The sequence below is a fragment of the Streptomyces sp. Ag109_O5-10 genome (assembly GCF_900105755.1).
Lineage (GTDB): Bacteria > Actinomycetota > Actinomycetes > Streptomycetales > Streptomycetaceae > Streptomyces.
Genome location: NZ_FNTQ01000001.1, coordinates 4,081,824 through 4,103,328, shown reverse-complemented (window position 1 = coordinate 4,103,328; position 21,505 = coordinate 4,081,824). Strand labels below are relative to the sequence as shown.

At 72.1% G+C, this 21,505-nt stretch carries 20 protein-coding genes; 13 read left to right on the top strand and 7 right to left on the bottom strand.

The window, feature by feature from the left end:
* Positions 1-63: 63 nt before the first annotated feature.
* From BLW82_RS18790 to BLW82_RS18780, 3 genes are all read right to left on the bottom strand, one after another.
* Positions 64-735, bottom strand: coding sequence for a hypothetical protein (locus BLW82_RS18790; RefSeq protein WP_093499989.1), 672 nt, complete (start codon positions 733-735; stop codon positions 64-66).
* On the bottom strand, positions 723-1,262 hold the full coding sequence (locus tag BLW82_RS18785; protein WP_093499987.1) for a SigE family RNA polymerase sigma factor: 540 nt from the start codon (positions 1,260-1,262) through the stop codon (positions 723-725). The genes BLW82_RS18790 and BLW82_RS18785 overlap by 13 nt, the downstream gene beginning before the upstream one ends.
* Positions 1,263-1,529: 267 nt before the next feature.
* Positions 1,530-2,405 (bottom strand): HhH-GPD family protein, encoded by an 876-nt coding sequence (locus tag BLW82_RS18780; RefSeq protein WP_093499986.1) that lies wholly within the window; start codon positions 2,403-2,405, stop codon positions 1,530-1,532.
* Between the two features lie 202 nt (positions 2,406-2,607).
* Between BLW82_RS18780 and BLW82_RS18775 the strand changes: the two genes are divergently transcribed.
* Complete coding sequence (locus BLW82_RS18775) at positions 2,608-3,468, top strand: hypothetical protein (RefSeq protein WP_177232992.1); 861 nt, start codon at positions 2,608-2,610, stop codon at positions 3,466-3,468.
* Between the two features lie 439 nt (positions 3,469-3,907).
* Here BLW82_RS18775 and disA read toward each other — a convergent pair whose 3' ends face one another.
* Entirely contained in the window at positions 3,908-5,032 is a 1,125-nt protein-coding gene (disA, locus tag BLW82_RS18770) for a DNA integrity scanning diadenylate cyclase DisA (RefSeq protein WP_093499984.1), read from the bottom strand.
* An 80-nt stretch (positions 5,033-5,112) separates the two neighbouring features.
* Positions 5,113-6,522, bottom strand: coding sequence for a DNA repair protein RadA (gene radA / locus BLW82_RS18765; RefSeq protein WP_093499982.1), 1,410 nt, complete (start codon positions 6,520-6,522; stop codon positions 5,113-5,115).
* Positions 6,523-6,729: 207 nt separating this feature from the next.
* Here radA and BLW82_RS18760 point away from each other — a divergent pair, with 207 nt between their 5' ends.
* Positions 6,730-8,433 (top strand): BACON domain-containing protein, encoded by a 1,704-nt coding sequence (locus BLW82_RS18760; RefSeq protein ID WP_093499980.1) that lies wholly within the window; start codon positions 6,730-6,732, stop codon positions 8,431-8,433.
* A 132-nt stretch (positions 8,434-8,565) separates the two neighbouring features.
* Here BLW82_RS18760 and BLW82_RS18755 read toward each other — a convergent pair whose 3' ends face one another.
* The gene (locus tag BLW82_RS18755) at positions 8,566-9,423 is read right to left on the bottom strand and encodes a DUF3109 family protein (RefSeq protein ID WP_093499978.1); all 858 of its coding nucleotides are present in this window, start codon (positions 9,421-9,423) and stop codon (positions 8,566-8,568) included.
* Between the two features lie 80 nt (positions 9,424-9,503).
* Between BLW82_RS18755 and BLW82_RS18750 the strand changes: the two genes are divergently transcribed.
* The 4 genes from BLW82_RS18750 to ilvD all read left to right on the top strand — a co-directional run bounded on the left by BLW82_RS18750 (position 9,504) and on the right by ilvD (position 14,116).
* On the top strand, positions 9,504-10,436 hold the full coding sequence (locus tag BLW82_RS18750; protein WP_093499976.1) for a Ppx/GppA family phosphatase: 933 nt from the start codon (positions 9,504-9,506) through the stop codon (positions 10,434-10,436).
* A 211-nt stretch (positions 10,437-10,647) separates the two neighbouring features.
* Positions 10,648-11,478 (top strand): sugar phosphate isomerase/epimerase family protein, encoded by an 831-nt coding sequence (locus BLW82_RS18745; protein WP_093499974.1) that lies wholly within the window; start codon positions 10,648-10,650, stop codon positions 11,476-11,478.
* Entirely contained in the window at positions 11,475-12,098 is a 624-nt protein-coding gene (locus tag BLW82_RS18740) for a TetR/AcrR family transcriptional regulator (RefSeq protein ID WP_256215869.1), read from the top strand. Before BLW82_RS18745 ends, BLW82_RS18740 begins: the two co-directional genes overlap by 4 nt.
* Positions 12,099-12,262: 164 nt before the next feature.
* A complete protein-coding gene (gene ilvD, locus BLW82_RS18735) occupies positions 12,263-14,116 on the top strand; it encodes a dihydroxy-acid dehydratase (protein ID WP_093499972.1) in 1,854 nt (617 codons plus the stop codon).
* Between the two features lie 65 nt (positions 14,117-14,181).
* On the opposite strand, the gene BLW82_RS18730 is transcribed toward ilvD, so the two are convergent.
* Positions 14,182-16,299, bottom strand: coding sequence for an outer membrane protein assembly factor BamB family protein (locus tag BLW82_RS18730; protein WP_093499970.1), 2,118 nt, complete (start codon positions 16,297-16,299; stop codon positions 14,182-14,184).
* A gap of 180 nt (positions 16,300-16,479) precedes the next feature.
* On the opposite strand from BLW82_RS18730, the gene BLW82_RS18725 reads away from it, so the two are divergent.
* From BLW82_RS18725 to proC, 7 genes are all read left to right on the top strand, one after another.
* Positions 16,480-16,800: an SH3 domain-containing protein gene (locus BLW82_RS18725; RefSeq protein ID WP_093499968.1), complete on the top strand. Its 321-nt coding sequence runs from the start codon at positions 16,480-16,482 to the stop codon at positions 16,798-16,800.
* A gap of 54 nt (positions 16,801-16,854) precedes the next feature.
* A complete protein-coding gene (locus tag BLW82_RS18720) occupies positions 16,855-17,208 on the top strand; it encodes a hypothetical protein (RefSeq protein ID WP_177232991.1) in 354 nt (117 codons plus the stop codon).
* Between the two features lie 54 nt (positions 17,209-17,262).
* The gene (locus tag BLW82_RS18715; protein WP_093499966.1) at positions 17,263-17,769 is read left to right on the top strand and encodes a hypothetical protein; all 507 of its coding nucleotides are present in this window, start codon (positions 17,263-17,265) and stop codon (positions 17,767-17,769) included.
* A gap of 75 nt (positions 17,770-17,844) precedes the next feature.
* On the top strand, positions 17,845-18,660 hold the full coding sequence (locus BLW82_RS18710; RefSeq protein WP_093499964.1) for a class I SAM-dependent methyltransferase: 816 nt from the start codon (positions 17,845-17,847) through the stop codon (positions 18,658-18,660).
* Positions 18,661-18,939: 279 nt separating this feature from the next.
* Positions 18,940-19,749, top strand: coding sequence for an ABC transporter ATP-binding protein (locus BLW82_RS18705; protein WP_093499962.1), 810 nt, complete (start codon positions 18,940-18,942; stop codon positions 19,747-19,749).
* A complete protein-coding gene (locus BLW82_RS18700) occupies positions 19,746-20,534 on the top strand; it encodes an ABC transporter permease (protein WP_093499959.1) in 789 nt (262 codons plus the stop codon). Before BLW82_RS18705 ends, BLW82_RS18700 begins: the two co-directional genes overlap by 4 nt.
* A 69-nt stretch (positions 20,535-20,603) precedes the next feature.
* The gene (gene proC, locus BLW82_RS18695; RefSeq protein ID WP_093499955.1) at positions 20,604-21,416 is read left to right on the top strand and encodes a pyrroline-5-carboxylate reductase; all 813 of its coding nucleotides are present in this window, start codon (positions 20,604-20,606) and stop codon (positions 21,414-21,416) included.
* The last annotated feature ends 89 nt before the right edge of the window (positions 21,417-21,505 follow it).

The window sequence follows — 21,505 nt, the reverse complement described above, 5'->3', positions numbered from 1 at the left end:
TCGGTGGTCGGTGGTCGGTGGGGGGATCAAGTGGGTACGGCGGGTGCGGCGGCTTCCGCTGGTTCAGTTGGCCGGGGAGGGCATCGGGGTGGGGTCGTCGCCGCTGCCGGCCGCGTTGCCGTAGTCGGTGTGGTGGAAGTCCTCCTGGACGAAGCGTCCTCCGGACCAGCTGTAGGTGATCACGTTCTCGCCGGAGGGGCTCGACACCGGGTCGCCCTTCTCGTACACCTGCTTGGTCACGCTCAGGTCGCCCCGGTCCATCTCCGCGTAGACCGGGGACTCCTCGGCCTTGAAGACGTTCTTGTACGCGCCGCTCTCCCTGCGGTACACATACGCCCCGACCCCGACCGCGTCCCCGCAGGTCAGTACGTTCACGACGATGTCCTCGACCGGGCCGCCGGTCAGCTCGCCGTACGTCACGTCGATGGGGTACTCGTCGCCCGAGCACGGCTTCAGGTCCCGCTTCACCGTGGCCGAGACGGCCGGGTCGGCCTTCACCAGGGCGACCGCGTCGACCTTCTCGTACGTCTGCGACGGGTTGGGTGAGGGTGCCTTGGCGGCCGGGGCGGGCGCGACCGAGCCGGCGTGCGCCGGACCCTCGTCACGGGCTCCGGTGCCGCCGGTGCCGCAGGCCGCGGCGAAAAGGGCGACGGCGGCGAGCACGGCCGTCGCCGTGATCACCGCCTGTGCACTCGCGGGGCCCCTGCTGGAACCCGTGCCGGTCAGGCCGCGCAACGCTCCCGCTCCTCACGCTCCAGCGCGCGTGCGTCGAGGTCGCGTGACTCCAGCTCCTCGCGGAGCCGGGCGAGCGCCCGGTGCAGCGTGCTCTTGACCGTTCCGGCCGACATGCCGAGGGCGGCGGCCGTCTCCTCCGTGGACATCTGCTCCCAGTGTCGCAGCACCACGACACTGCGCTGCTTCGGAGCCAGCACCTTCATGATGTCCATGAGGAGAGCGCGGTCCGCGTGCTGCTCGGTGGAGTCCTCCACGCACGCGTCGGGCAGCTGCTCGGTCGGGACCTCCTCCAGCTTCCGGGCCCGCCACCACTCGGTCCGCGTGTTGATCATGACCCGGCGCAGGTAGGCGTCCGCGAGCCGCTTGTCCTCGATGGTCTCCCAGCGGCCGTACGTCCGGACCAGCGCCGTCTGCAGCAGGTCCTGCGCGTCCGTCGGGTCCGGGACGAGCCGGCGGGCGCTGCGCAGCAGCGCGTCCTGTCGAGTGCGGACGTACTCCTCGAATTCGAGCACCTCGCCCTGCGCCATGATCAACCGCCTCCCGATCCCCGTTTTCCCCGGCCCTGAGTCTGAGTTCCTGTCGTCCCGCGGTCCTGGCGGGCACAGAAACGAAGCTACGGACCCGTTGTCACGGGGCTGTGCGGAGCAGCCTGCGGCTAGCAATCGGCTGTCCGTCGGTTGTGTAACGGAAGTAGGTTCGGGGTAAGCGGGCGCACGCTTATGCCCCACTATGCGGTGATTTGACGGGCCGGCAGGGCCGTAACAGAGCCCCGCCGCCTGTGATGTGCCTGTACGTCAGCTCAGCGGCAGCCGGTACAGGTCACCCGCGAGCGGCTCCACCAGGCCGTCCGAGACCAGCCCGTCCAGCGCGCGGGCCCGCTGTACCGGCTCGTGCCACACCCGGTCGAGCACCGTCTGCGGCACCGGCACGTGCGCCTCCCGCAGGACGGCCAGCAATTTGCCGCGCACCTGCCGGTCGGTACCGGCGTACGTCTGCCCGCGCCGCGGCGGCCCCGCGTGCTCGGGCTTGCCCGCCAGCCGCCAGGCACACTCCCCGGCGATCGGGCACCGCTGGCACGTCTCGTTCTTCGCCGTGCACACCAGCGCGCCCAGCTCCATCGAGGCGGCGGCCCAGCGGGCGGCGGTCTTCTCGTCCTGCGGCAGCAGCTCGCGGGCGAGCTTGCGCTCGGCGGCGGTGGTGGCGTTCGGCGGATACTGCACACCGGTCACCGCCCGCGCGAACACCCGCCGCACATTGGTGTCCAGCACGGCGTGCCGCTGCCCGTACGCGAACGAGGCCACCGCGGCGGCGGTGTACTCGCCGATGCCCGGCAGCGCGAGCAGCTGCGCGTGATCCGTCGGTACGTCCCCGCCGTGCCGTTCCGTTATGGCGACGGCGGCGCCGTGCAGCCGCAGGGCACGGCGCGGGTAGCCGAGCCGGCCCCAGGCGCGGACCGCCTCGCCGGGCGCCTCCGCGGCGAGGTCGGCGGGGCGCGGCCAGCGGGCCAGCCACTGCTCGTACACGGGCAGGACCCGGTTCACCGGGGTCTGCTGCAGCATGAACTCGCTGACCATCACACCCCACGGGCCCGCCTCCGGGCGGCGCCAGGGGAGGTCGCGGGCGTGGGCGTCGAACCAGGCGATCACAGGGGTGTGAAGCTTCTCAGTCATGGCCCTTCCGATCCTGCCACGTCCGGCGACGGGTGGGGTGGACGTGGTTCGCGGCGCGGGCGCGGCGGGTTCGGGCTTGACGCCCCTCGCGGCGAAGGGTGGCCGCGCCGACGGGAGTTGCCGAAATGATGATCCGGAAAAGTTGAGGTCTGGGCGGCGGGTGGGGCGAGGAACTGCACGGATCTCTCGTACAGTTTGCGCCGTGGGATCTCTGCGCAATCCGGTCGGGCCGCTTCCCTCCTCCATCTACTGGCGACGGAGGGTCGTCATGGTGTCCGTGGTCGCCCTGCTGGCGCTGTTGATCGTCTGGATCGTCACGTCGGGCGGCGGAGGCGGCAAGAAGGGCGACAACGGGGCGAACGGCAAGAATCCCGTGTCCACGATCACGCCGGGACCCTCCGGCAGCGGACCCGCGATCAGCCAGGCGCCGGGCGGCCGGGACGGGTCGAGCGGGGGCGCTTCGGGGGGCGGTTCCGGTTCGAGCTCCGGTGCGAGTTCCGGTTCGGCTTCCGGTTCCGGTGGCGACGGCGGGAGTTCGGGCGGCTCGGGTGGCGGCACGTCGGGTGGCTCGGGCGGTTCGGGCGGTTCCACCGGCTCGGGGGGCGACGTGACGTCCGGGTCCGGCGGTACGGTCGCCTCGCTGCCGGGGACCTCCTCGCTGCCCAACTGCACAGCCGGCTCGGTGGCGTTGACGCTGCGGAGCCTGCACAACTCCTACTCGCCCGAGCAGACGCCGACCTTCGAGCTCACCGCGAAGAACACGTCGTCCAGCGACTGCAAGATCGACCTCGGGCCGAAGAACGCGGTGCTGACCATCACGCAGGCCAGCGCGGACGACACCTACTGGTCGTCGGCGGACTGCCCGAAGTCGGCGGGGAGCCGGTGGTACCGGGTGCCGTCCGGGAGCAGCATCACGTACACCCTGAAGTGGGACCGGAAGCCGAGCGCCCCCCAGTGCGCGACGCCTCCTGCGGGGTCGGCCGGGGCGGGCACGTACCTGCTGGAGGCCGAGGCGCCGGAGTACGCCAAGGCCCAGGCGTCCTTCGTGCTCGCGGCGGACTAGAGCCGCGGCAGGCAACGTTTGCCCGTCAAGGAGCGGCGTCCGGTGCGTGCTCTCGGCGTGCCGGCCGGAAGTCCTCGTACTGGATGTACTTGGGCTTTCGGCCGGTGCGGCGAGAGTGCGTGCCGGGCGTCGTGACGGGGCGAACGTTGCCTGTTGCGGCACTAGCAGCAGGCGGCGGGAGCCGGGCGGGGGTGGGGACGCTTACCGGCGCTTGCAGGGTGCCGCCGCGCCCACCCGTGCCGCCCTGGGGGCACCTCCCAGGCCCTTAAGGCACTGGGGGAGGCACGACTGCCCGCGGCTATATGAGAGACGGTTGGGCAGCGCGCCCCGAAGGGGCGCCGGGGGTACCCCCGGCCGAAGGCTGGGGGAGGGACTGCGCGACCAGCCCCCACCAGTCCGCAGCCGCCAACAACGCAACGCCCCGAGTTAGTCGGCTGAATCAGACATACCGCTCGAGGATCGAAGACTCCGCCAGCCGCGACAGACCCTCGCGCACGCTCCGGGCCCGGGCCTCGCCGACGCCGTCCACGGTCTGCAGATCGTCCACGCTCGCGGCGAGCAGCTTCTGCAGGCCACCGAAGTGCTCGACCAGCCGGTCGATGATCGCCCCCGGCAGCCGCGGCACCTTCGCCAGCAGCCGGAAGCCGCGCGGCGACACCGCCGAGTCCAGCGCCTCCGGCGACCCGGTGTACCCCAAGGCCCGTGCCACCGTCGGCAGTTCGAGCAGCTCCGCATGGCTCAGGGCGTCCAGCTCGGACAGCGCCTCGTCGACCGTGCGGGAGCGCTTCGCCGTCGGCTCGGGGACGTAGTCCCGGACCACCAGCTCGCGCTCGGGCTCCACCCCGGCGATCAGCTCGTCCAGCTGCAGGGCGAGCAGCCGCCCGTCGGTGCCCAGTTCGACCACGTACTCCGCGATCTCCGTGGCGATCCGGCGGACCATCTCAAGACGCTGGGCGACGGCGGACACGTCCCGGACCGTCACCAGGTCCTCGATCTCCAGCGCCGACAACGTCCCCGCGACCTCGTCCAGGCGGAGCTTGTACCGCTCCAGGGTCGCCAGCGCCTGGTTCGCGCGGGACAGGATCGCCGCCGAGTCCTCCAGGACGCGGCGCTGGCCCTCGACGTACAGCGCGATCAGCCGCATGGACTGGGAGACCGAGACCACCGGGAACCCGACCTGTTTGGAGACGCGGTCCGCCGTGCGGTGGCGGGTGCCGGTCTCCTCCGTGGGGATCGTCGCGTCGGGCACGAACTGCACGCCCGCCCGGAGGATCTTCGACAGGTCGGAGGAGATCACGATGCCGCCGTCGAGCTTGCACAGCTCGCGCAGCCGGGTCGCCGTGAACTCGACATCCAGGACGAATCCGCCCGTGCACATCGACTCGACCGTCTTGTCGAAGCCGAGGACGATGAGTCCGCCCGTGTTGCCGCGGAGGACCCGCTCCAGGCCGTCCCGCATGGACGTGCCCGGAGCCACGGCGCTCAGCGAGGCGCGCATCAGGCCATCGGTACCGGCACTCCCACCGGACTTTCCGGGAGCTCCTGCCCGGTCGTTGGCTGCCACTGCACTCCTCCGGTCGCAGGTTCTGAGGCGCTGCCGTCCCCGCACTCGGTTCGTACGGACGGGCGAGACCAGGGCAAAGTCTACCGGCGCTCCTCTGCCTCCCGTGGGGCCTCTCGGCGACGGGAGCGTGGCAGCACCCGCAGCGCGTCCCCCATGTCGGCCACTTCCAGGACCTTCATGCCCGCCGGGATCTTGCCGGGATCGCCCGGTACGAGGGCGTGCGTGAAGCCGAGCCGGTGTGCCTCCGCGAGCCTGCGCTGGACCCCGGTGACCCGTCTGACCTCGCCCGCGAGGCCGACCTCACCGATGGCGACCAGGTTCTTCGGGAGCGGGGTGTCGCTGGCGGCGGAGGCCAGGGCGAGGGCGATGGCCAGGTCGGCGGCGGGCTCGGAGAGCTTCACCCCGCCGACCGTCGCGGAGTAGATGTCCCGCTTGCCGAGCGCGCTGATCCGGCCGCGCTGCTCCAGCACCGCCAGCATCATGGACACCCGGGAGGTCTCCAGGCCGGACGTGGTCCGGCGCGGGGACGGAATCTGCGAGTCCACGGTCAGCGCCTGGACCTCGGCGACCAGCGGGCGGCGGCCCTCCAGGGTGACGGTCAGGCAGGTGCCCGGGACCGGTTCGGCACGGCGGGTCAGGAAGAGTCCGCTCGGGTCGGCGAGGCCCGTGATGCCCTCGTCGTGCAGCTCGAAACAGCCGACCTCGTCCGTGGCGCCGTAGCGGTTCTTGACGCCCCGGACCAGGCGGAGCCGGGCGTGCCGGTCGCCCTCGAAGTGCAGGACGACGTCCACGAGGTGTTCCAGGAGGCGTGGTCCGGCGATCGCGCCGTCCTTGGTGACGTGGCCCACGAGGAGCGTGGACATGCCCCGCTCCTTCGAGGCGCGGATGAGGGCGCCGGCCACCTCGCGGACCTGGGCCATGCCGCCGGGCGCACCGTCGATCTCGGGGGAGGCGACGGTCTGCACCGAGTCCAGGATCAGCAGCGACGGCTTCACCGCGTCCAAGTGGCCGAGGACAGCGGCCAGATCGGTCTCGGCGGCGAGGTAGAGGTGGTCGTCGATGGCGCCGATGCGGTCGGCGCGCAGCCGGACCTGGCTCGCCGACTCCTCGCCGGTGACGTAGAGCGTGCGGTGCTCGTCGCTGGCCGACTTGGCGGCCACGTCGAGCAGGAGGGTGGACTTGCCGACGCCGGGCTCGCCGGCGAGCAGCACCACCGCACCGGGGACCAGGCCGCCGCCGAGGACGCGGTCCAGCTCCGGGACGCCGGTGGGGCGGGCGGTGGCCTGCCGGCCGTCGACCTGGCCGATGGGCACGGCGGAGGTGGTGACCCGGCCGGGTGCCGTCGTCCGGACCGCGGGCGCGCCGTACTCCTCGATCGTCCCCCACGCCTGGCACTCGGCACACCGGCCGAGCCACTTGGCCGTCTGCCAGCCGCACTCGGTGCAGCGGTAGGACGGGCGGTCCTTCGAGGTCTTGGTACGGGCAGCCATGCGGAAACCGTAGCCCCCGCCACTGACAGCGGGGTCGCGGTGGCCTGAGTGACAGGTGTGGGTGGACCGGTCCCGGCCACCCCGGGACGGGAACGAGCCACGGTAGAACAGGTTCCCGTCCCCGATTGAGGGATCGTTTCACCCGTACGGATTAAAAGAGCTCAAGCCACCAGAAGGGGGCATACGGCGCCGCCTACGGTCGCACGGGTGATGAGCAGCAGTGCGGAGACCTCGGCCCGAACGACCGGCGCACACCGGGCACACCGGGAGGTGCGGGCGGCGCGTGATCGTGCGGCGGCGCGTGCGCTGGCGCAGCGCCCGCCGGCACGCTACGAGCCGTACCTGGACGGGCTGTTCACCTACTGCCTCTCGGTGCTGTGCGACCACGACGCGGCCACCACCGCGCTCGGCGACGTCCTCGCCCTCGCCGAGCGGCGCGGCCAGCGCGTCCCGGAGGCAGCCGGCGACCGCAGGGCCTGGCTGTACGCGCTGGCCCGCTGGGCCTGTCTGCGCGGGCTCGCCCAGGCCAAGCAGAAACGTCAGACCTCCCACGCGGCGGGCCGGCACCCCGCCCCCGCCGCCGACCCCGTGGTCCCCGCCGACACCCAGGAGGAGAGGCGCCGCGAACTGGCGCTGCTCGCCTGGCCGGAAGCCGCCGGCACCACCCCGGAGCAGCGCGAGGCGCTCGAACTCGCGGTACGCCACCACCTGGCCGCCCACGAGGTCGCCGCCGTCCTCGGCATGGACCTGGCCGGCGCCCGGGAGCTGCTCGCCTCCGCCGCCTGCGAGGTCGAACGCACCCGAGCCGCCCTCGCCGTCGTCGAGACCGGCGGCTGCCCGAGCGTGTCCCACCTCACCGGCGACAGCCAGCTCGTCCTCAGCAGCGCCCTGCGCCGCGAACTGGTCCGGCACGTCGACGACTGCCCGCGCTGCCGCCGTACCGCCGAGCGCGCCGCCCCCGGCCGGTGGCCCGGCGCGATGACCACGCCCGCCGAGCTGCCCGTCCTGGAGGCCCCCCGCGCGGCCCTGCACGTGGCCATGGCGCACCAGCCACGCGCGCGTGGCGCCGCCTCCCCGCGCTTCGACCGGCGCGGCTTCCCGATGGACCCCAAGGACCACGCGGCCCGCCGCGACCGGCTACGCGCGCGTGCCGTCACGACGACCGTGGTCGCCACGGTGGTGGCCGCGCCGGTGCTGGCCCTGTGGGCGGCCTACCGGGGCTCGCCGGGGGAGGGCCACGACGGGCCGTCCGTGACCGCGCGGGAGGCCGCAGGACCCGACGCGCTCGACGGCGACACGGGCAAGGGCTACCAGAACGCCGGCAACGCCAGCACCAGACCCGGGCCGCGCATCGGCAAGGACGGCAAGGCCGACGTGTCGGTGGAGGTGATCGGCGTCACGGGAGCCGACCGGAGGAAGGTCGGTGCCGCGCACCTCGCCGTGACCGCCGCGAACGACGGCGACACGACCCTGATCACGCTCACGGCGTCCGGGGGCGCGGCGGTGCGGTGGTCGGTGTCCACCTCGGCGGGCTGGCTGTACTTCTCCAGGCCGTCCGGAACGCTCCGGCCGGGCGAGACGTTCACGATCAAGGTGTACGTCGATCACCTGCGGGAGCCGGCCGGGCACTGGAGCGCGCGGGTGGCGGTGGCGCCGGCGGGAGCGGTGGTGTCGATCGACGGCTTCGGGATGGCTCCGCCGACGCGCCGCGGACCGAAACCGCCCCCTGCGGGGAGGCCGGCACCGACACCGACGGCAACCGCCCCGACCACCCAGCCGACAGCGCCGCCCACCGACCCGCCGAGCTCGCCTTCGCCCACCCCGACCCCCACGGACTCCGGCACCCCGAGCCCCACGGCGCCGACTTCACCCACCGACCCCGGCAGCGAAACCCCACCGCCGGCTTCGTGAGTGCGGCGGGGCCTGCTGTCAGCCAGGCGGGCGCTGAGAGGCGGCCACGGACCCGGCGGGCGCCGCGGCAGCGCGGTGGCAGGTCGCGCAGTTCCTCCCCCCGGCGCCCGTCACAGGGCGCTCCAGGGGGTGTCAGTCCACCGGATCGGCCGGGTGCGGTGCCAGAAGGGGGAGCTGGGAAGCGAGGCGTTCCTCGCAGAGCTCTGCCAGGCGGTCGTAGCCGGCCTTGCCCATCAGTTCGGTCAGCTCCGGGCGGTAGGAGACGTACACCGGGTCGCCCGCGCCGTGTGCCGAGGTCGCCGAGGTGCACCACCAGTGCAGGTCGTGGCCGCCCGGACCCCAGCCCCGGCGGTCGTACTCACCGATCGAGATCTGGAGGACCCGCGTGTCGTCGGGGCGGTCGATCCAGTCGTAGGTCCGGCGGATCGGGAGCTGCCAGCAGACGTCGGGCTTGGTCTCCAGCGGCTCGCGGCCCTCCCGCAGCGCGAGGATGTGCAGCGAACAGCCGGCGCCGGCGGCGAAACCGGGGCGGTTCTGGAAGATGCAGGAGCCCTGGAACGGGCGGGTCTGGCGGGAGCCCTCCTCGTCCTCCGAGATCCAGCCGCCCCGCGTGCCCTCGTCGTGGTGCTGCCAGATCTCCGGCGTGAGCCTGGCCACATGCTCGGCGACCCGCTTCTCGTCGTCCTCGTCGGAGAAGTGCGCACCCAGCGTGCAGCAGCCGTCGTCCGCGCGGCCCGCCTGGATGCCCTGGCAGCCGCTGCCGAAGATGCAGTTCCAGCGCGAGGTCAGCCAGGTCAGGTCACAGCGGAACACCTGCTCGTCGTCGGCCGGATCCGGGAACTCCACCCAGGCCCGTGCGAAGTCGAGACCCTTCTCGTCCGCGGCGAGGGCGGTCTTCGGCGGCTTCGACTGCTTCGGCGGCTTCGCCCGCGAAGAACCGCCGGCTGATTTGGCGGCCTTGTGGTCCTTCGTCTTTTTCGTCTTTGGCACCCGTCCAGGGTAAGTCGCCGAAGGCCACTCCGGGGACTGCTCAGGGACCCCTGTCAGCAGTGTTCCGTACAGTTCCGTACATGAGACTCGGTGTCCTCGACGTGGGATCCAACACGGTGCATCTGCTGGTGGTGGATGCGCACCCCGGCGCGCGCCCGCTGCCGGCGCACTCGCACAAGGCGGAGCTGCGCCTTGCCCAACTCCTCGACGGCGAGGGAGCGATCGGCCCCGACGGCATCGAGAAACTGGTCGGAGTCGTCCACGGCGCCCTCCAGGCCGCGGAGGACAAGGGCGTCGAGGACCTGCTGCCGTTCGCCACCTCCGCCGTGCGCGAGGCCAGCAACGCCGACGACGTCCTCGCGCGCGTGAAGGCCGAGACCGGCGTCGAGCTCCAAGTCCTCACCGGCGCCGAGGAGGCCCGCCTGACCTTCCTCGCGGTCCGCCGCTGGTTCGGCTGGTCCGCAGGAAAGCTGCTGGTCCTTGACATCGGCGGCGGCTCCCTGGAGATCGCGTACGGCATCGACGAGGAGCCCGACACGGCCGTCTCGCTGCCGCTCGGCGCCGGCCGGCTCACCGCGGGGTGGCTCCCCGGCGACCCGCCGTCCTCCGACGACATACGGGCACTGCGCCGTCATGTACGCGCCGAGATCGCCCGTACGGTCGGCGAGTTCAGCCGCTTCGGCGCCCCCGACCACGTGGTCGCCACGTCCAAGACCTTCAAGCAGCTGGCCCGCATCGCCGGCGCGGCCCGCTCCGCCGAAGGCCTCTACGTCCAGCGCGAACTCAAGCGCGGCTCGCTGGAGACCTGGGTCCCGAAACTGGCGGCGATGACCACGGCCCAGCGCTCCGCACTCCCGGGAGTCTCGGAGGGCCGGTCGGGCCAGCTGGTCGCGGGCGCACTGGTGGCGGAGGCCGCGATGGACCTGTTCGAGGTGGAGAGCGTGGAAGTGTGCCCGTGGGCACTGCGGGAAGGCGTGATCCTGCGGCGCCTCGATCACATGGGTTCGGTGTAGCGCCCCGTCCGCCGGCCCGGGGTGCCCCGGCCGAAGGCTGGGGGAGGAACTGCGCGGACCACCACGTCGGCGCCGCCCTCGCGGACTCACCGCAAGCTCCGACGGCGAGCCGGCCGCCCGGCCCTCTCCCCGCACCCGCCGACGCGACCCCCGTCACAACGGCCGGCAGGCGCCGCCTGTCCACCGGTCCCCACCCCGTAACCTGTCCCTCGTGGCAAACCCAAGGGACGTCGTCCGCATCCCGGATGCGAAGGTCGCGCTCTCCACGGCCTCCGTCTATCCGGAGTCGACGGCGACGGCCTTCGAGATCGCCGCGCGCCTCGGTTACGACGGCGTGGAGGTCATGGTCTGGACCGACCCGGTCAGCCAGGACATCGAGGCCCTGCGCCGGCTGAGCGACTACCACCGCATCCCGATCCTCGCCGTTCACGCCCCCTGTCTGCTGATCACCCAGCGCGTCTGGTCCACCGACCCCTGGGTCAAGCTCCAGCGCGCCCGGGCCGCCGCCGAGAAGCTGGGCGCGAGCGCCGTCGTCGTGCACCCCCCGTTCCGCTGGCAGCGCCAGTACGCCCGCGACTTCGTCGAGGGGATCTGGCGCATGGCGAACGAGACGGACGTGCGGTTCGCGGTGGAGAACATGTATCCCTGGCGCTACCGCGACCGCGAGATGCTCGCCTACGCCCCCGACTGGGACGTCACCAAGGACGACTACCGGCACTTCACGATCGACCTCAGCCATGCCGCGACGTCCCGCGTCGACGCGCTCGCCATGCTGGACCGCATGGGCGGGCGGCTCGGCCACGTCCACCTCGCCGATGGCCGCGGCTCCGCCAAGGACGAGCACCTGGTGCCCGGACGCGGCACCCAGCCCTGCGCCGAACTGCTGGAGCGGCTCGCGGTCACCGGCTTCGACGGGCATGTCGTGATCGAGGTCAACACCCGGCGCGCGATGTCCGGCGCGGAGCGCGAGGCCGACCTGGCGGAGGCCCTGGCCTTCACCCGCCTGCACCTGGCCTCGGCGGTGAAGGTGCCCCGCAGGTGAGCGGCATCCCGGCCGGAAACGGTGCGGGTACCCGGCGCCGCGGCCGCCCCCCGCGTACCGAGTCGGCCGACACCCGGGACCGTATCCTCGTCGCCGCCCGCGAGGAGTTCTCCGAACACGGCTACGAGAAGACGTCCGTACGGGGCATCGCCAAGGCCGCCGGGGTCGACTCCGCCCTGGTCCACCACTACTTCGGCACCAAGGAACAGATCTTCGAAGCCGCCATCGCGGTCGCCTTCGCCCCCGCGCTCAACGCGCCCGCCGCCGTCGCCGACGGTCCGCTGGACGGCGTCGGCGAGCGGCTGACCCGGTTCATCTTCGGCATCTGGGAGAACCCCACCACCCGTACGCCCCTCCTCGCGATCGTCCGCTCCGCCGTCAACAACGAGACGGCCGCCGCCGTCTTCCGCCGGCTGGTCGCCGCCCAGCTGCTGCGCCGGCTCGCGGAGCAGCTGGGCCACCCCGACGGGGAGCTGCGGGCCGAGCTGGCCGCGGCGCAGCTGGTGGGCTGCGCGATGCTGCGCTACGTGATCAAGCTGGAGCCGCTGGCGTCCGCGGATCTGGAGCAGATCGTGGCCAGAATCGCCCCGGTGGTGCAGGGACATCTGACCGGGCCATGAGCCGACCCGTGATCCTCGACCCGTGATCCCCGACCCGTGATCACCGACCCGTGATCCCCGTCCGTGCGAGACGCGCGTCCCGCATTCCGGACACCTCGTCCCGAGGCCTGAACAACGGGCGTACGCTCGTCAGCAGCCCTATCTGTCTGAAGGAGCGAGCGACGATGCCCGAGCTGAGGTCCCGCACAGTCACCCACGGCCGCAACATGGCGGGCGCCCGCGCCCTTATGCGCGCCTCCGGTGTACCGGGTGCGGACATCGGCCGCAAGCCGATCATCGCCGTCGCGAACTCGTTCACGGAGTTCGTGCCGGGCCACACCCACCTCCAGCCGGTCGGCCGGATCGTCTCCGAGGCGATCAAGGAGGCTGGCGGCATCCCGCGCGAGTTCAACACGATCGCCGTCGACGACGGCATCGCGATGGGCCACGGCGGCATGCTGTACTCCCTGCCCTCCCGCGACCTGATCGCGGACAGTGTCGAGTACATGGTGGAGGCGCACTGCGCCGACGCCCTGGTCTGCATCTCCAACTGCGACAAGATCACCCCGGGCATGCTGATGGCCGCCCTGCGCCTGAACATCCCGACGGTCTTCGTCTCCGGCGGCCCCATGGAGGCCGGCCGCGCCACCCTCGTGGACGGCACGGTCCGCACCCTCGACCTGATCGACGCGATGGTCGAGGCGGCGAACGAGAACGTCTCCGACGAGGACGTCCTCAAGATCGAGGAGAACGCCTGTCCGACCTGCGGCTCCTGTTCCGGCATGTTCACGGCCAACTCGATGAACTGCCTGACGGAGGCGATCGGCCTCTCCCTCCCCGGCAACGGCTCGGTGCTGGCCACCCACACGGCCCGCAAGCGGCTGTACGTCGACGCGGCCCGCACGGTGATGGACCTCACCCGCCGCTACTACGAGCAGGACGACGAGACGGTCCTGCCGCTGAACATCGCGACCTTCGCCGCGTTCCAGAACGCGATGGCCCTGGACATCGCGATGGGCGGCTCCACGAACACGATCCTCCACCTGCTCGCCGCCGCCCAGGAGGCGGGCGTCCCCTTCGGCCTGGAGGAGATCAACGAGGTCTCGCGCCGCGTGCCCTGCCTCGCCAAGGTCGCCCCGAACGTCGCCAAGACCCGCACGTACTACATGGAGGACGTGCACCGGGCCGGCGGCATCCCCGCCCTCCTCGGCGAACTGCACCGCGGCGGCCTCCTCAACGAGGACGTGCACTCCGTCCACAGCCCCTCCCTCGCGGACTGGCTGAAGACCTGGGACGTGCGCGGCGGCTCCCCGTCGCCCGAGGCGGTCGAACTGTGGCACGCGGCCCCCGGCTGCGTCCGCTCCGCCGAGGCGTTCTCCCAGTCCGAGCGCTGGGAGGCCCTGGACGAGGACGGGGCGGAGGGCTGCATCCGCAACGTCGAGCACGCGTACTCCAAGGACGGCGGCCTCGCGGTCCTCAAGGGCAACCTCGCCGTGGACGGCTGCGTGGTCAAGACGGCCGGCGTCGACGAGTCGATCTGGACCTTCGAGGGCCCCGCGGTCGTCTGCGAATCGCAGGAAGAGGCCGTCGAGAAGATCCTCAACAAGCAGGTCACCGACGGCGACGTCGTCGTGATCCGCTACGAGGGTCCCAAGGGCGGCCCCGGCATGCAGGAGATGCTCTACCCGACGTCCTTCCTCAAGGGCCGCGGCCTCGGCAAGACCTGCGCGCTGATCACCGACGGCCGCTTCTCCGGCGGCACCTCGGGCCTCTCCATCGGCCACGCCTCCCCGGAGGCGGCCTCCGGCGGCACCATCGCCCTCGTCGAGGACGGCGACCGCATCCGCATCGACATCCCGAACCGCACGATCGAGCTCCTCGTCGACGACGCCGAGCTGTCCCGCCGCGAGCAGGCCCTGGGTGGCGTCTACGCGCCGAAGAACCGCGACCGCAAGGTCTCCGCGGCCCTGCGCGCCTACGCCGCGATGGCCACCAGCGCCGACAAGGGCGCGGTCCGCGACGTGACGAAGCTGGGCTGAAACCCGACGTAAGCGGCAAGGGGCCGCCTCCCATCGGGAGGCGGCCCCTTCTGTTCCCGGCACCGCTACCAGCCGCCGGGATCCCCCGCGTCCACGGCGAAGACGGTGCCGTCGGGGGCGGCGGCGCAGACGTGCGAGTCGAGGAGCAGGGGGGCGGGCAGGGCGGCGGTGACCTGGCCGGCGTTCGTGCCGAGGCGCGCCGGGGTCTGGCCGACGAGGGTTCCCCCGCGTCTGTCGACGGCGAGCAGACGTCCGTCGGCTGCGGTGAAGTAGACGTGCCGGTCGTCGGCCACGGGCGCCGACCCCCGGCTCACCGACGTCTGCAGCTCCCAGAGCTGTTTGCCGCTCTCCAGGTCGACGGCCTCCAGCGAGCCACCGGCGGACAGCAGATAGACGACATCGCCGCGCACCGTGGCACCGGGAGCCACCCGGGGAACGGACAGCGCCACCCGGCGGGTCGCCTGCGCCTCCGGTGCGTAGCGCACCACTGCGTCCGTCTCCCCTGCGGTGGTGTCCACGGACAGCAGGAAGAGGGACCCGCCCGCGCTCCCGACCGGCCTCAGATCCCCCGTCATCCTGACCTTCCAGCGCTTGGCCCCGGTGACCGGATCCAGCGCGGTGACCTGGGTGCCCGTCCCGTCGGTGGCGGTACCGGCCGCGTACACCAAGGGATCCCCGGCGAACGTACTCAGGGACGGCGTGCCGCCATCCGAGACGGGCAGGGTCCACCTGGTGTGGCCGGACCTGCTGTCCATGCCGGTGATCACCCCGTTGGCGCCCACGGCCAGCAGCATGCTCTTGGTGAACTCCATGACCTGGTTCGGGGGCATGTCCTGCTTCCAGCGCGACGCACCCGAGGCGGGGTCGAGCGCCTCCACCTTCCGGCCGCCGTACGTCGGCAGCAACAGGAGGCCGCCGGACAAGTACGGCGAGCCGCTCGTACGCTCGTCCGCGACCCTGTGCCGCCACAGCAGCCGGCCGTCCGCCGGATCGAGGGCGAAGGCCAGACCCGACCGGAAGCACAGCAGCTTCCCCGCACCGGCGACGCACTGGGGCATCCCCGAACCGCCCTTGGCCACCGCCTCCGCCTGCCACGCCTCGAACGCCGCCGCGGAGCCGTGCACCGTGCTGCCCACCGGCGTCGGATCGCCGCCCCCGAACCACAGCGTCGAGGCGGCCACACCTCCCAGGGCCAGGACACCGGTCCCGACGGCGACGGCCATGCGCCGCCGCGTCGTCCTCCGCGCCCTCCCCGCCTTCTGTCCGGCTACTGCGGCAGCCGACTCCTCCTCCGGTGAGTCGCCGTCGCCGACCCCGACCCGTTGTGCCGGTATGAACGCCTGCGTGTCGTACGACGCGGACAACGACCTCAGTTCCCGCATCAGTTCGTCGGGCGTCGGCCGGTCCTCCGGCTCCTTGGCGAGGCACCGCAGCACCACCGGAGCGAGTTCCTCCGGTACGCCGGTGAGGTCGGGCTCGTCGTGCACGACCTGGTAGGCGACGACGTACGGGCTGTCGGAGTCGAACGGCCCCTGTCCCGTCGCCGCGTGCACCAGCACCGACCCGAGCGCGAAGATGTCGGCGGCGGGCCCCACCTCACGCGGCCGCCGGAACTGCTCCGGCGCCATGAACGGCGGGGTACCGATCAACTTCCCGGTCTCGGTCCGCAGTTCGCTGTCTTTCGGCCGGGAGATACCGAAGTCGATGACCTTGGGACCGTCCTCGGCGAGCAGTACGTTGCTCGGCTTGAGATCCCGGTGCACCACGCCGACCCGGTGGATGTCGCGCAATGCCTCCGCCAGTCCGGCCATCAGCCGGCGCAACTGGGCAGGAGGCATGGGCCCGTTCCGCTTCACGTGCTCGGAAAGGGTCGGGCCGGGAATGAAGAGGGTGGCCATCCAGGGCCGTTCGGCCTCGGGGTCGGCGTCCACGACGGGGGCGGTGAAGGCGCCGCTGACCTTGCGCGCGGCGGCCACCTCCTGCCGGAAACGGCCCCTGAACTCACGGTCCTTGGCGTACTGGGCATGCACGACCTTCACCGCGAGCTTCAGCCCCGAGGTGCTGCGGGCCAGGTGCACCACGCCCATGCCACCGGAGCCGAGGCACGACTCCAGGCGATAGTGCCCGGCATACTCGGGAAGTTCCGCTTCCGCGCCCGCTCCGGTGTTGCGCTGTGGCGTCAAGGGACCACCCCCGTGCTGTTTCCGCGGAGCGCGACTCACGGAGCCTAGTCGATGACTCGTACGAGACAGAGGCGGCTTGCTAGCCTCCGCGTGCGAGTTACGGACATGTGTTTCGTGGCTCGAACGAGGGGAATCAACGGGACTCCATGGAACTCATGGGTCCAGTGGGGGGAGCAGTACATGTCTGTCGATCACACGCAGGAAGCCGAGAGCGGCGCCGAGGGGGAGGCCGTCTCGACGCTGGCCGCATCCGTCAAGACGTACGCGGTCGCCCCGGGCGTCCGCCTCAACGTCCGCAGCGGCCCCGGCACGAGCTACGCCATCACGCGGACCCTCCCCGAGGGCACCCGCGTTCCGATCTTCTGCCAGACACCCGGTACGACGGTGTCGGGCTACTACGGCGCGTCCAAGATCTGGGACAACATCGACAACGGCGAATACGTCTCGGACGCCTACGTCAACACCGGCAGCGACGGCTACGTGGCCGATCGCTGCGCCTGATCCGGTCTCGCGATCCGGTTTCGCGATCCGGTCTTCGGACTCCGGAGGACTCGTATGACACCGCTCAGACGCAGATCCATCCTCTTGTCGGCGGCAACCGCCGGCAGCGCCTTCCTCATGCTCCTCGGCGCAGCCGCCACGGCGAACGCCGCCGCGACCGTCCGTTACTACCCCATCGCCCCGGGCGTCCGCCTGAACGTCCACGACGGCCCGGGCACCAGCTACAGCATCACCCGCGTCCTGCCCGAGGGCGCCCAGGTGCCGATCTACTGCCAGACCCCGGGTTCGACCGTGTCCGGCTACTACGGCACCTCGAACATCTGGGACAACATCAGCAACGGCGAATTCGTCTCGGACACCTACGTCCACACGGGCAGTGACGGCTACGTAGCCGACCGCTGCGCCTGACCCGCACACCAACCCCGACCCGGAGCCCGCGGCCCCCGGCGCCATAATCGTCCCGTGAGCGACGAACCAGGCACCCCGGACACCCCCGCGGGCTCCACCGGCGGGCCCCGCCCCGAGCCCCTCCGTTTCTTCGACACGTCCTGGGTGAACCACGACGACGGCTACACCGCCCGCCGGATCGGCGTGGCCGTGGGTTCGCTCGCCGCCGCCGTCGGCTCCTGCCTGGTCCTGCGCCTCGCCTACGAGGGCGTCCGGCTCGCCGACACCGGCGCCTTCGTGACCGTCCTCGTCGTCGCGATGTTCGCCATCTGCAGCGCCCTGGCCTTCCGCAACACGTGGGAGTCCTTCGGCAAGCGGCCCGACCCCGAACGCCAGGCCTCCCTGCGCGGCCTCCTCGCCATCGGCTTCGTCGGCTCGCTCCTCGCCTACTTCTTCCGCTCCCTCACCGAGGCCCCCGGCGAGAGACTGCGCCGCGCCGAGTACGACACCGCCGTCCGGGAACACGAGCGCCGCACCACCCGCCGCTCGGGCAACCCGTCGAAGAAGAAGGGGAAGTCCTGAGGCCGGGGCACCGGATCCAGCCCACTTCCCGGGCATCCCTGTCATCCCCGCCCCTCCCACGGGGACCATGACCGTATGACCACAGGCCAGTCGCAGTCGCACCCCCGGAACCAGACGCCGACCCCCGCCCCCTCCCACGCCGCACGCGCGCGCTCCTTCGACGCCGCCGCGGCCCAGTACGCCGCGAACCGACCCTCCTACCCGCCCGCTCTCCTCGACGCCGTCGAGGAGGAGGCCGGCCGCTCCCTCACGGGCGCCCGGGTGGTCGACGTCGGCGCGGGCACCGGCATCGCGACCGCCCTCCTGGACGCGCGCGGCGCCGAGGTGATCGCGGTGGAGCCGGGGGAGGGCATGGCGGCGCAGTTCCACGCCACCCGGCCCGGCATCCCGATCGTCCGCGGCAACGGCAACGCCCTTCCGCTCGCCGACGCCACCGCCGACTTCCTCACCTACGCCCAGGCCTGGCACTGGACCGACCCGGCCCGCTCCGTGCCGGAGGCGCTCCGGGTGCTGCGTCCCGGCGGGGCGCTGGCGCTGTGGTGGAACACCAGCGCACTCGACGTCGGCTGGATCGCCGACGCCTCCGATCGCATCAGCCGCTTCTTCGGCATCGACAACGCGTTCGAGCAGCGCAAGGGGGCCGATCGCACCGACCTCGCGGATCCCAGCGGCCGGCTCCGCTTCATCCGCCGCGAGGTCCGCTGGAGCCGCCGGGTCCCGGTCGACACCCACCTCGCCAACATCGGCAGCCACTCGGCGTTCCTCGTCACCTCCGAGACCCGCCGCACCGAGTTCCTCGCGACGGAACGCGCCCACCTCCTGAAGATCTTCCCGGACGGCGTCGTCGAGGAGACGTACGACGTCCTCCTCCTCGTCGCCCTCAACGTCTGAGCGCTGCCGACAACCGGCCCGCAGGCAGCGACCCGGCCGCGGGCCGGTGGGGGCTGATCGCAGTTCCTCCCCCGGCCTTCGGCCGGGGGTAAGCCAGCACCCCCTACGGGGCACGTCCCAGCCGCCGTCGGCACCCGTGCCGCTGGGGCGGCGCGGGTGGGAGCGGGCGGCGCCCGGCCAGTGCCGGTAAGCGTGCCTTCCCCTCCCCGCCACCGACTTGCCCCGCCCTGCCACGCCCTCCCCTTGACGGCCCACTCCCTCCCGAGCATTATTCATCACATGGTGAATTACTCGCCGGAGCCGCCCCAGGCCCCCGGCAACGCAGCCCTGCCCCCCGCCGTCCAGGCCGCCGGACTCACCGCGGTCCGCGGCCCTCGTACCGTCCTGCGCGGCCTCGACTTCACCGTCCCGCGCGGTCAGATCACCGGTCTCCTCGGCCCCTCCGGATGCGGCAAGTCCACCCTGATGCGGTCGATCGTCGGCACCCAGGCCAAAGTCACCGGCACCCTGAACGTCCTCGGCCGCCCCGCCGGACACCCCGCCCTGCGCGCCCGCATCGGCTACGTCACCCAGGCCGCCTCCGTCTACGACGACCTGACCGTCCGCCAGAACCTCGACTACTTCGGCGCGATCCTCGACCCCACCCGCCCCACCGCCGCCCGCCGTGCCGACGTCGACCGCGTCCTCGGCGAAGTCGACCTCGCCGACCACGCCGACGCCCTCGCCGGCAACCTCTCCGGCGGCCAGCGCAACCGCGTCTCCCTCGCCGTCGCCCTGCTCGGCAGCCCCGAACTCCTCGTCCTCGACGAACCCACCGTCGGCCTCGACCCCGTCCTGCGCCGCGACCTCTGGAACCTCTTCCACACCATCGCCGCCACCCGCGGCGCCACCCTCCTCATCTCCTCCCACGTCATGGACGAGGCCGAACGCTGCCACCGCCTCCTCCTCATGCGCGAAGGCGAGATCCTCGCCGACGACACCCCCGAGGCCCTGCGCACCCGCACCGGCTCCGACACCGTCGAGGCCGCCTTCCTCCACCTCGTCGACGAAGCCGCCGCCAACTCCCGCACGAAGGAAACGGCACGATGACCACCCAGACCGCGACCACCACCGCCGACACCATCCCCGTCGGCGCCCTGAACCTCTCCCGCACCACCGCCACCGCCGCCCGCGTCCTGCGCCAGCTCCGCCACGACCCCCGCACCATCGCGCTGCTGATCCTCATCCCCTGCCTGATGCTGGTCCTGCTCCGCTACGTCTTCGACGGCAGCCCGCACACCTTCGACAACATCGGCGCCTCACTCCTCGGCATCTTCCCGCTCATCACGATGTTCCTGGTGACCTCCATCGCCACCCTCCGCGAACGCACCTCGGGCACCCTCGAACGACTCCTCGCCATGCCCCTCGGCAAAGCCGACCTCATCGCCGGCTACGCCCTCGCCTTCGGCATCCTCGCGATCATCCAGTCGGCCCTCGCCACCGGCCTCGCCGTCTGGCTCCTGGGCCTCGACGTCACCGGCTCCCCCTGGCTCCTGCTCCTGGTCGCCCTGCTCGACGCGCTGCTCGGAACGGCCCTCGGTCTCTTCGTCTCGGCCTTCGCGGCCTCGGAATTCCAGGCGGTCCAGTTCATGCCCGCGGTGATCTTCCCCCAGCTCCTGCTCTGCGGCCTCTTCACCCCCCGCTCCGAGATGCACCCCGCCCTCGAAGCCATCTCCGACGTCCTTCCCATGTCCTACGCCGTCGACGGCATGAACGAGGTCCTCCACCACACCGACATGACCGCCACCTTCGTCAGGGACGTCCTGATCGTCGCCGGCTGCGCCCTGCTGGTCCTGACCCTCGGAGCGGCCACCCTGCGGCGACGCACCGCGTAACCCCGCCCCCGACGTCCGTCCAGCGGACAACCGGCCCCCGCCCGCACCCCCGGTGCCAGACTGAACCGCATGAGTCAGAAAGTCGCAGTCCTCGGCACCGGCAAGATCGGCGAAGCCCTGCTCAGCGGAATGATCCGCGCCGGCTGGGCCCCTGCCGACCTCCTGGTCACCGCCCGCCGCCCCGAACGGGCCGAAGAACTCCGCGCCCGCCACGGAGTCACCCCGGTCAGCAATGCAGAGGCCGCGAAGACCGCCGACACCCTGATCCTCACGGTCAAGCCCCAGGACATGGGCACCCTCCTCGACGAACTCGCCCCGCACCTGCCCGCCGACCGCCTCGTCATCAGCGGCGCCGCGGGCATCCCCACCTCCTTCTTCGAGGAGCGCCTCGCCACCGGCACCCCGGTCGTCCGCGTCATGACGAACACCCCCGCCCTCGTCGACGAGGCGATGTCCGTCATCTCCGCCGGCACCCACGCCACCGAAGCCCATGTCGCCCATGCCGAGGGGATCTTCGGCGCCGTCGGCAAGACCCTCCGGGTACCCGAGTCCCAGCAGGACGCCTGCACCGCCCTCTCCGGCTCGGGCCCGGCGTACTTCTTCTACCTGGTCGAGGCCATGACCGACGCCGGCATCCTGCTCGGCCTGCCCCGCGACAAGGCCCACGACCTCATCGTCCAGTCCGCGATCGGCGCCGCGGTGATGCTCCGCGACAGCGGCGAACACCCCGTCAAACTCCGCGAGAACGTCACCTCACCCGCCGGCACCACCATCAACGCCATCCGCGAACTGGAGAACCACGGCGTCCGCGCCGCCCTCATCGCCGCCCTCGAAGCCGCCCGCGACCGCAGCCGCGAACTCGCCTCCGGCAAGAAGGACTGACTCCGGGGCCTTCTCTCCCGGAACCAATCCATTCCCGCACCGCGTGCGGAGCCGCGTCCCCCAGGGACAAGAAACCCGCACGCGTGACG

Bases quoted from the DNA above. Each gene is read 5' to 3' on its own strand.
- BLW82_RS18720 (WP_177232991.1), top strand. From the start codon at position 16,855: ATGACACCGCTCAGACGCAGATCCATCCTCTTGTCGGCGGCAACCGCC.
- BLW82_RS18750 (WP_093499976.1), top strand. From the start codon at position 9,504: ATGAGACTCGGTGTCCTCGACGTGGGATCCAACACGGTGCATCTGCTG.
- BLW82_RS18725 (WP_093499968.1), top strand. From the start codon at position 16,480: ATGTCTGTCGATCACACGCAGGAAGCCGAGAGCGGCGCCGAGGGGGAG.
- BLW82_RS18710 (WP_093499964.1), top strand. From the start codon at position 17,845: ATGACCACAGGCCAGTCGCAGTCGCACCCCCGGAACCAGACGCCGACC.
- proC (WP_093499955.1), top strand. From the start codon at position 20,604: ATGAGTCAGAAAGTCGCAGTCCTCGGCACCGGCAAGATCGGCGAAGCC.
- BLW82_RS18700 (WP_093499959.1), top strand. From the start codon at position 19,746: ATGACCACCCAGACCGCGACCACCACCGCCGACACCATCCCCGTCGGC.
- BLW82_RS18705 (WP_093499962.1), top strand. From the start codon at position 18,940: ATGGTGAATTACTCGCCGGAGCCGCCCCAGGCCCCCGGCAACGCAGCC.
- BLW82_RS18785 (WP_093499987.1), bottom strand. From the start codon at position 1,262: ATGGCGCAGGGCGAGGTGCTCGAATTCGAGGAGTACGTCCGCACTCGA.
- ilvD (WP_093499972.1), top strand. From the start codon at position 12,263: ATGCCCGAGCTGAGGTCCCGCACAGTCACCCACGGCCGCAACATGGCG.
- BLW82_RS18780 (WP_093499986.1), bottom strand. From the start codon at position 2,405: ATGACTGAGAAGCTTCACACCCCTGTGATCGCCTGGTTCGACGCCCAC.
- radA (WP_093499982.1), bottom strand. From the start codon at position 6,522: ATGGCTGCCCGTACCAAGACCTCGAAGGACCGCCCGTCCTACCGCTGC.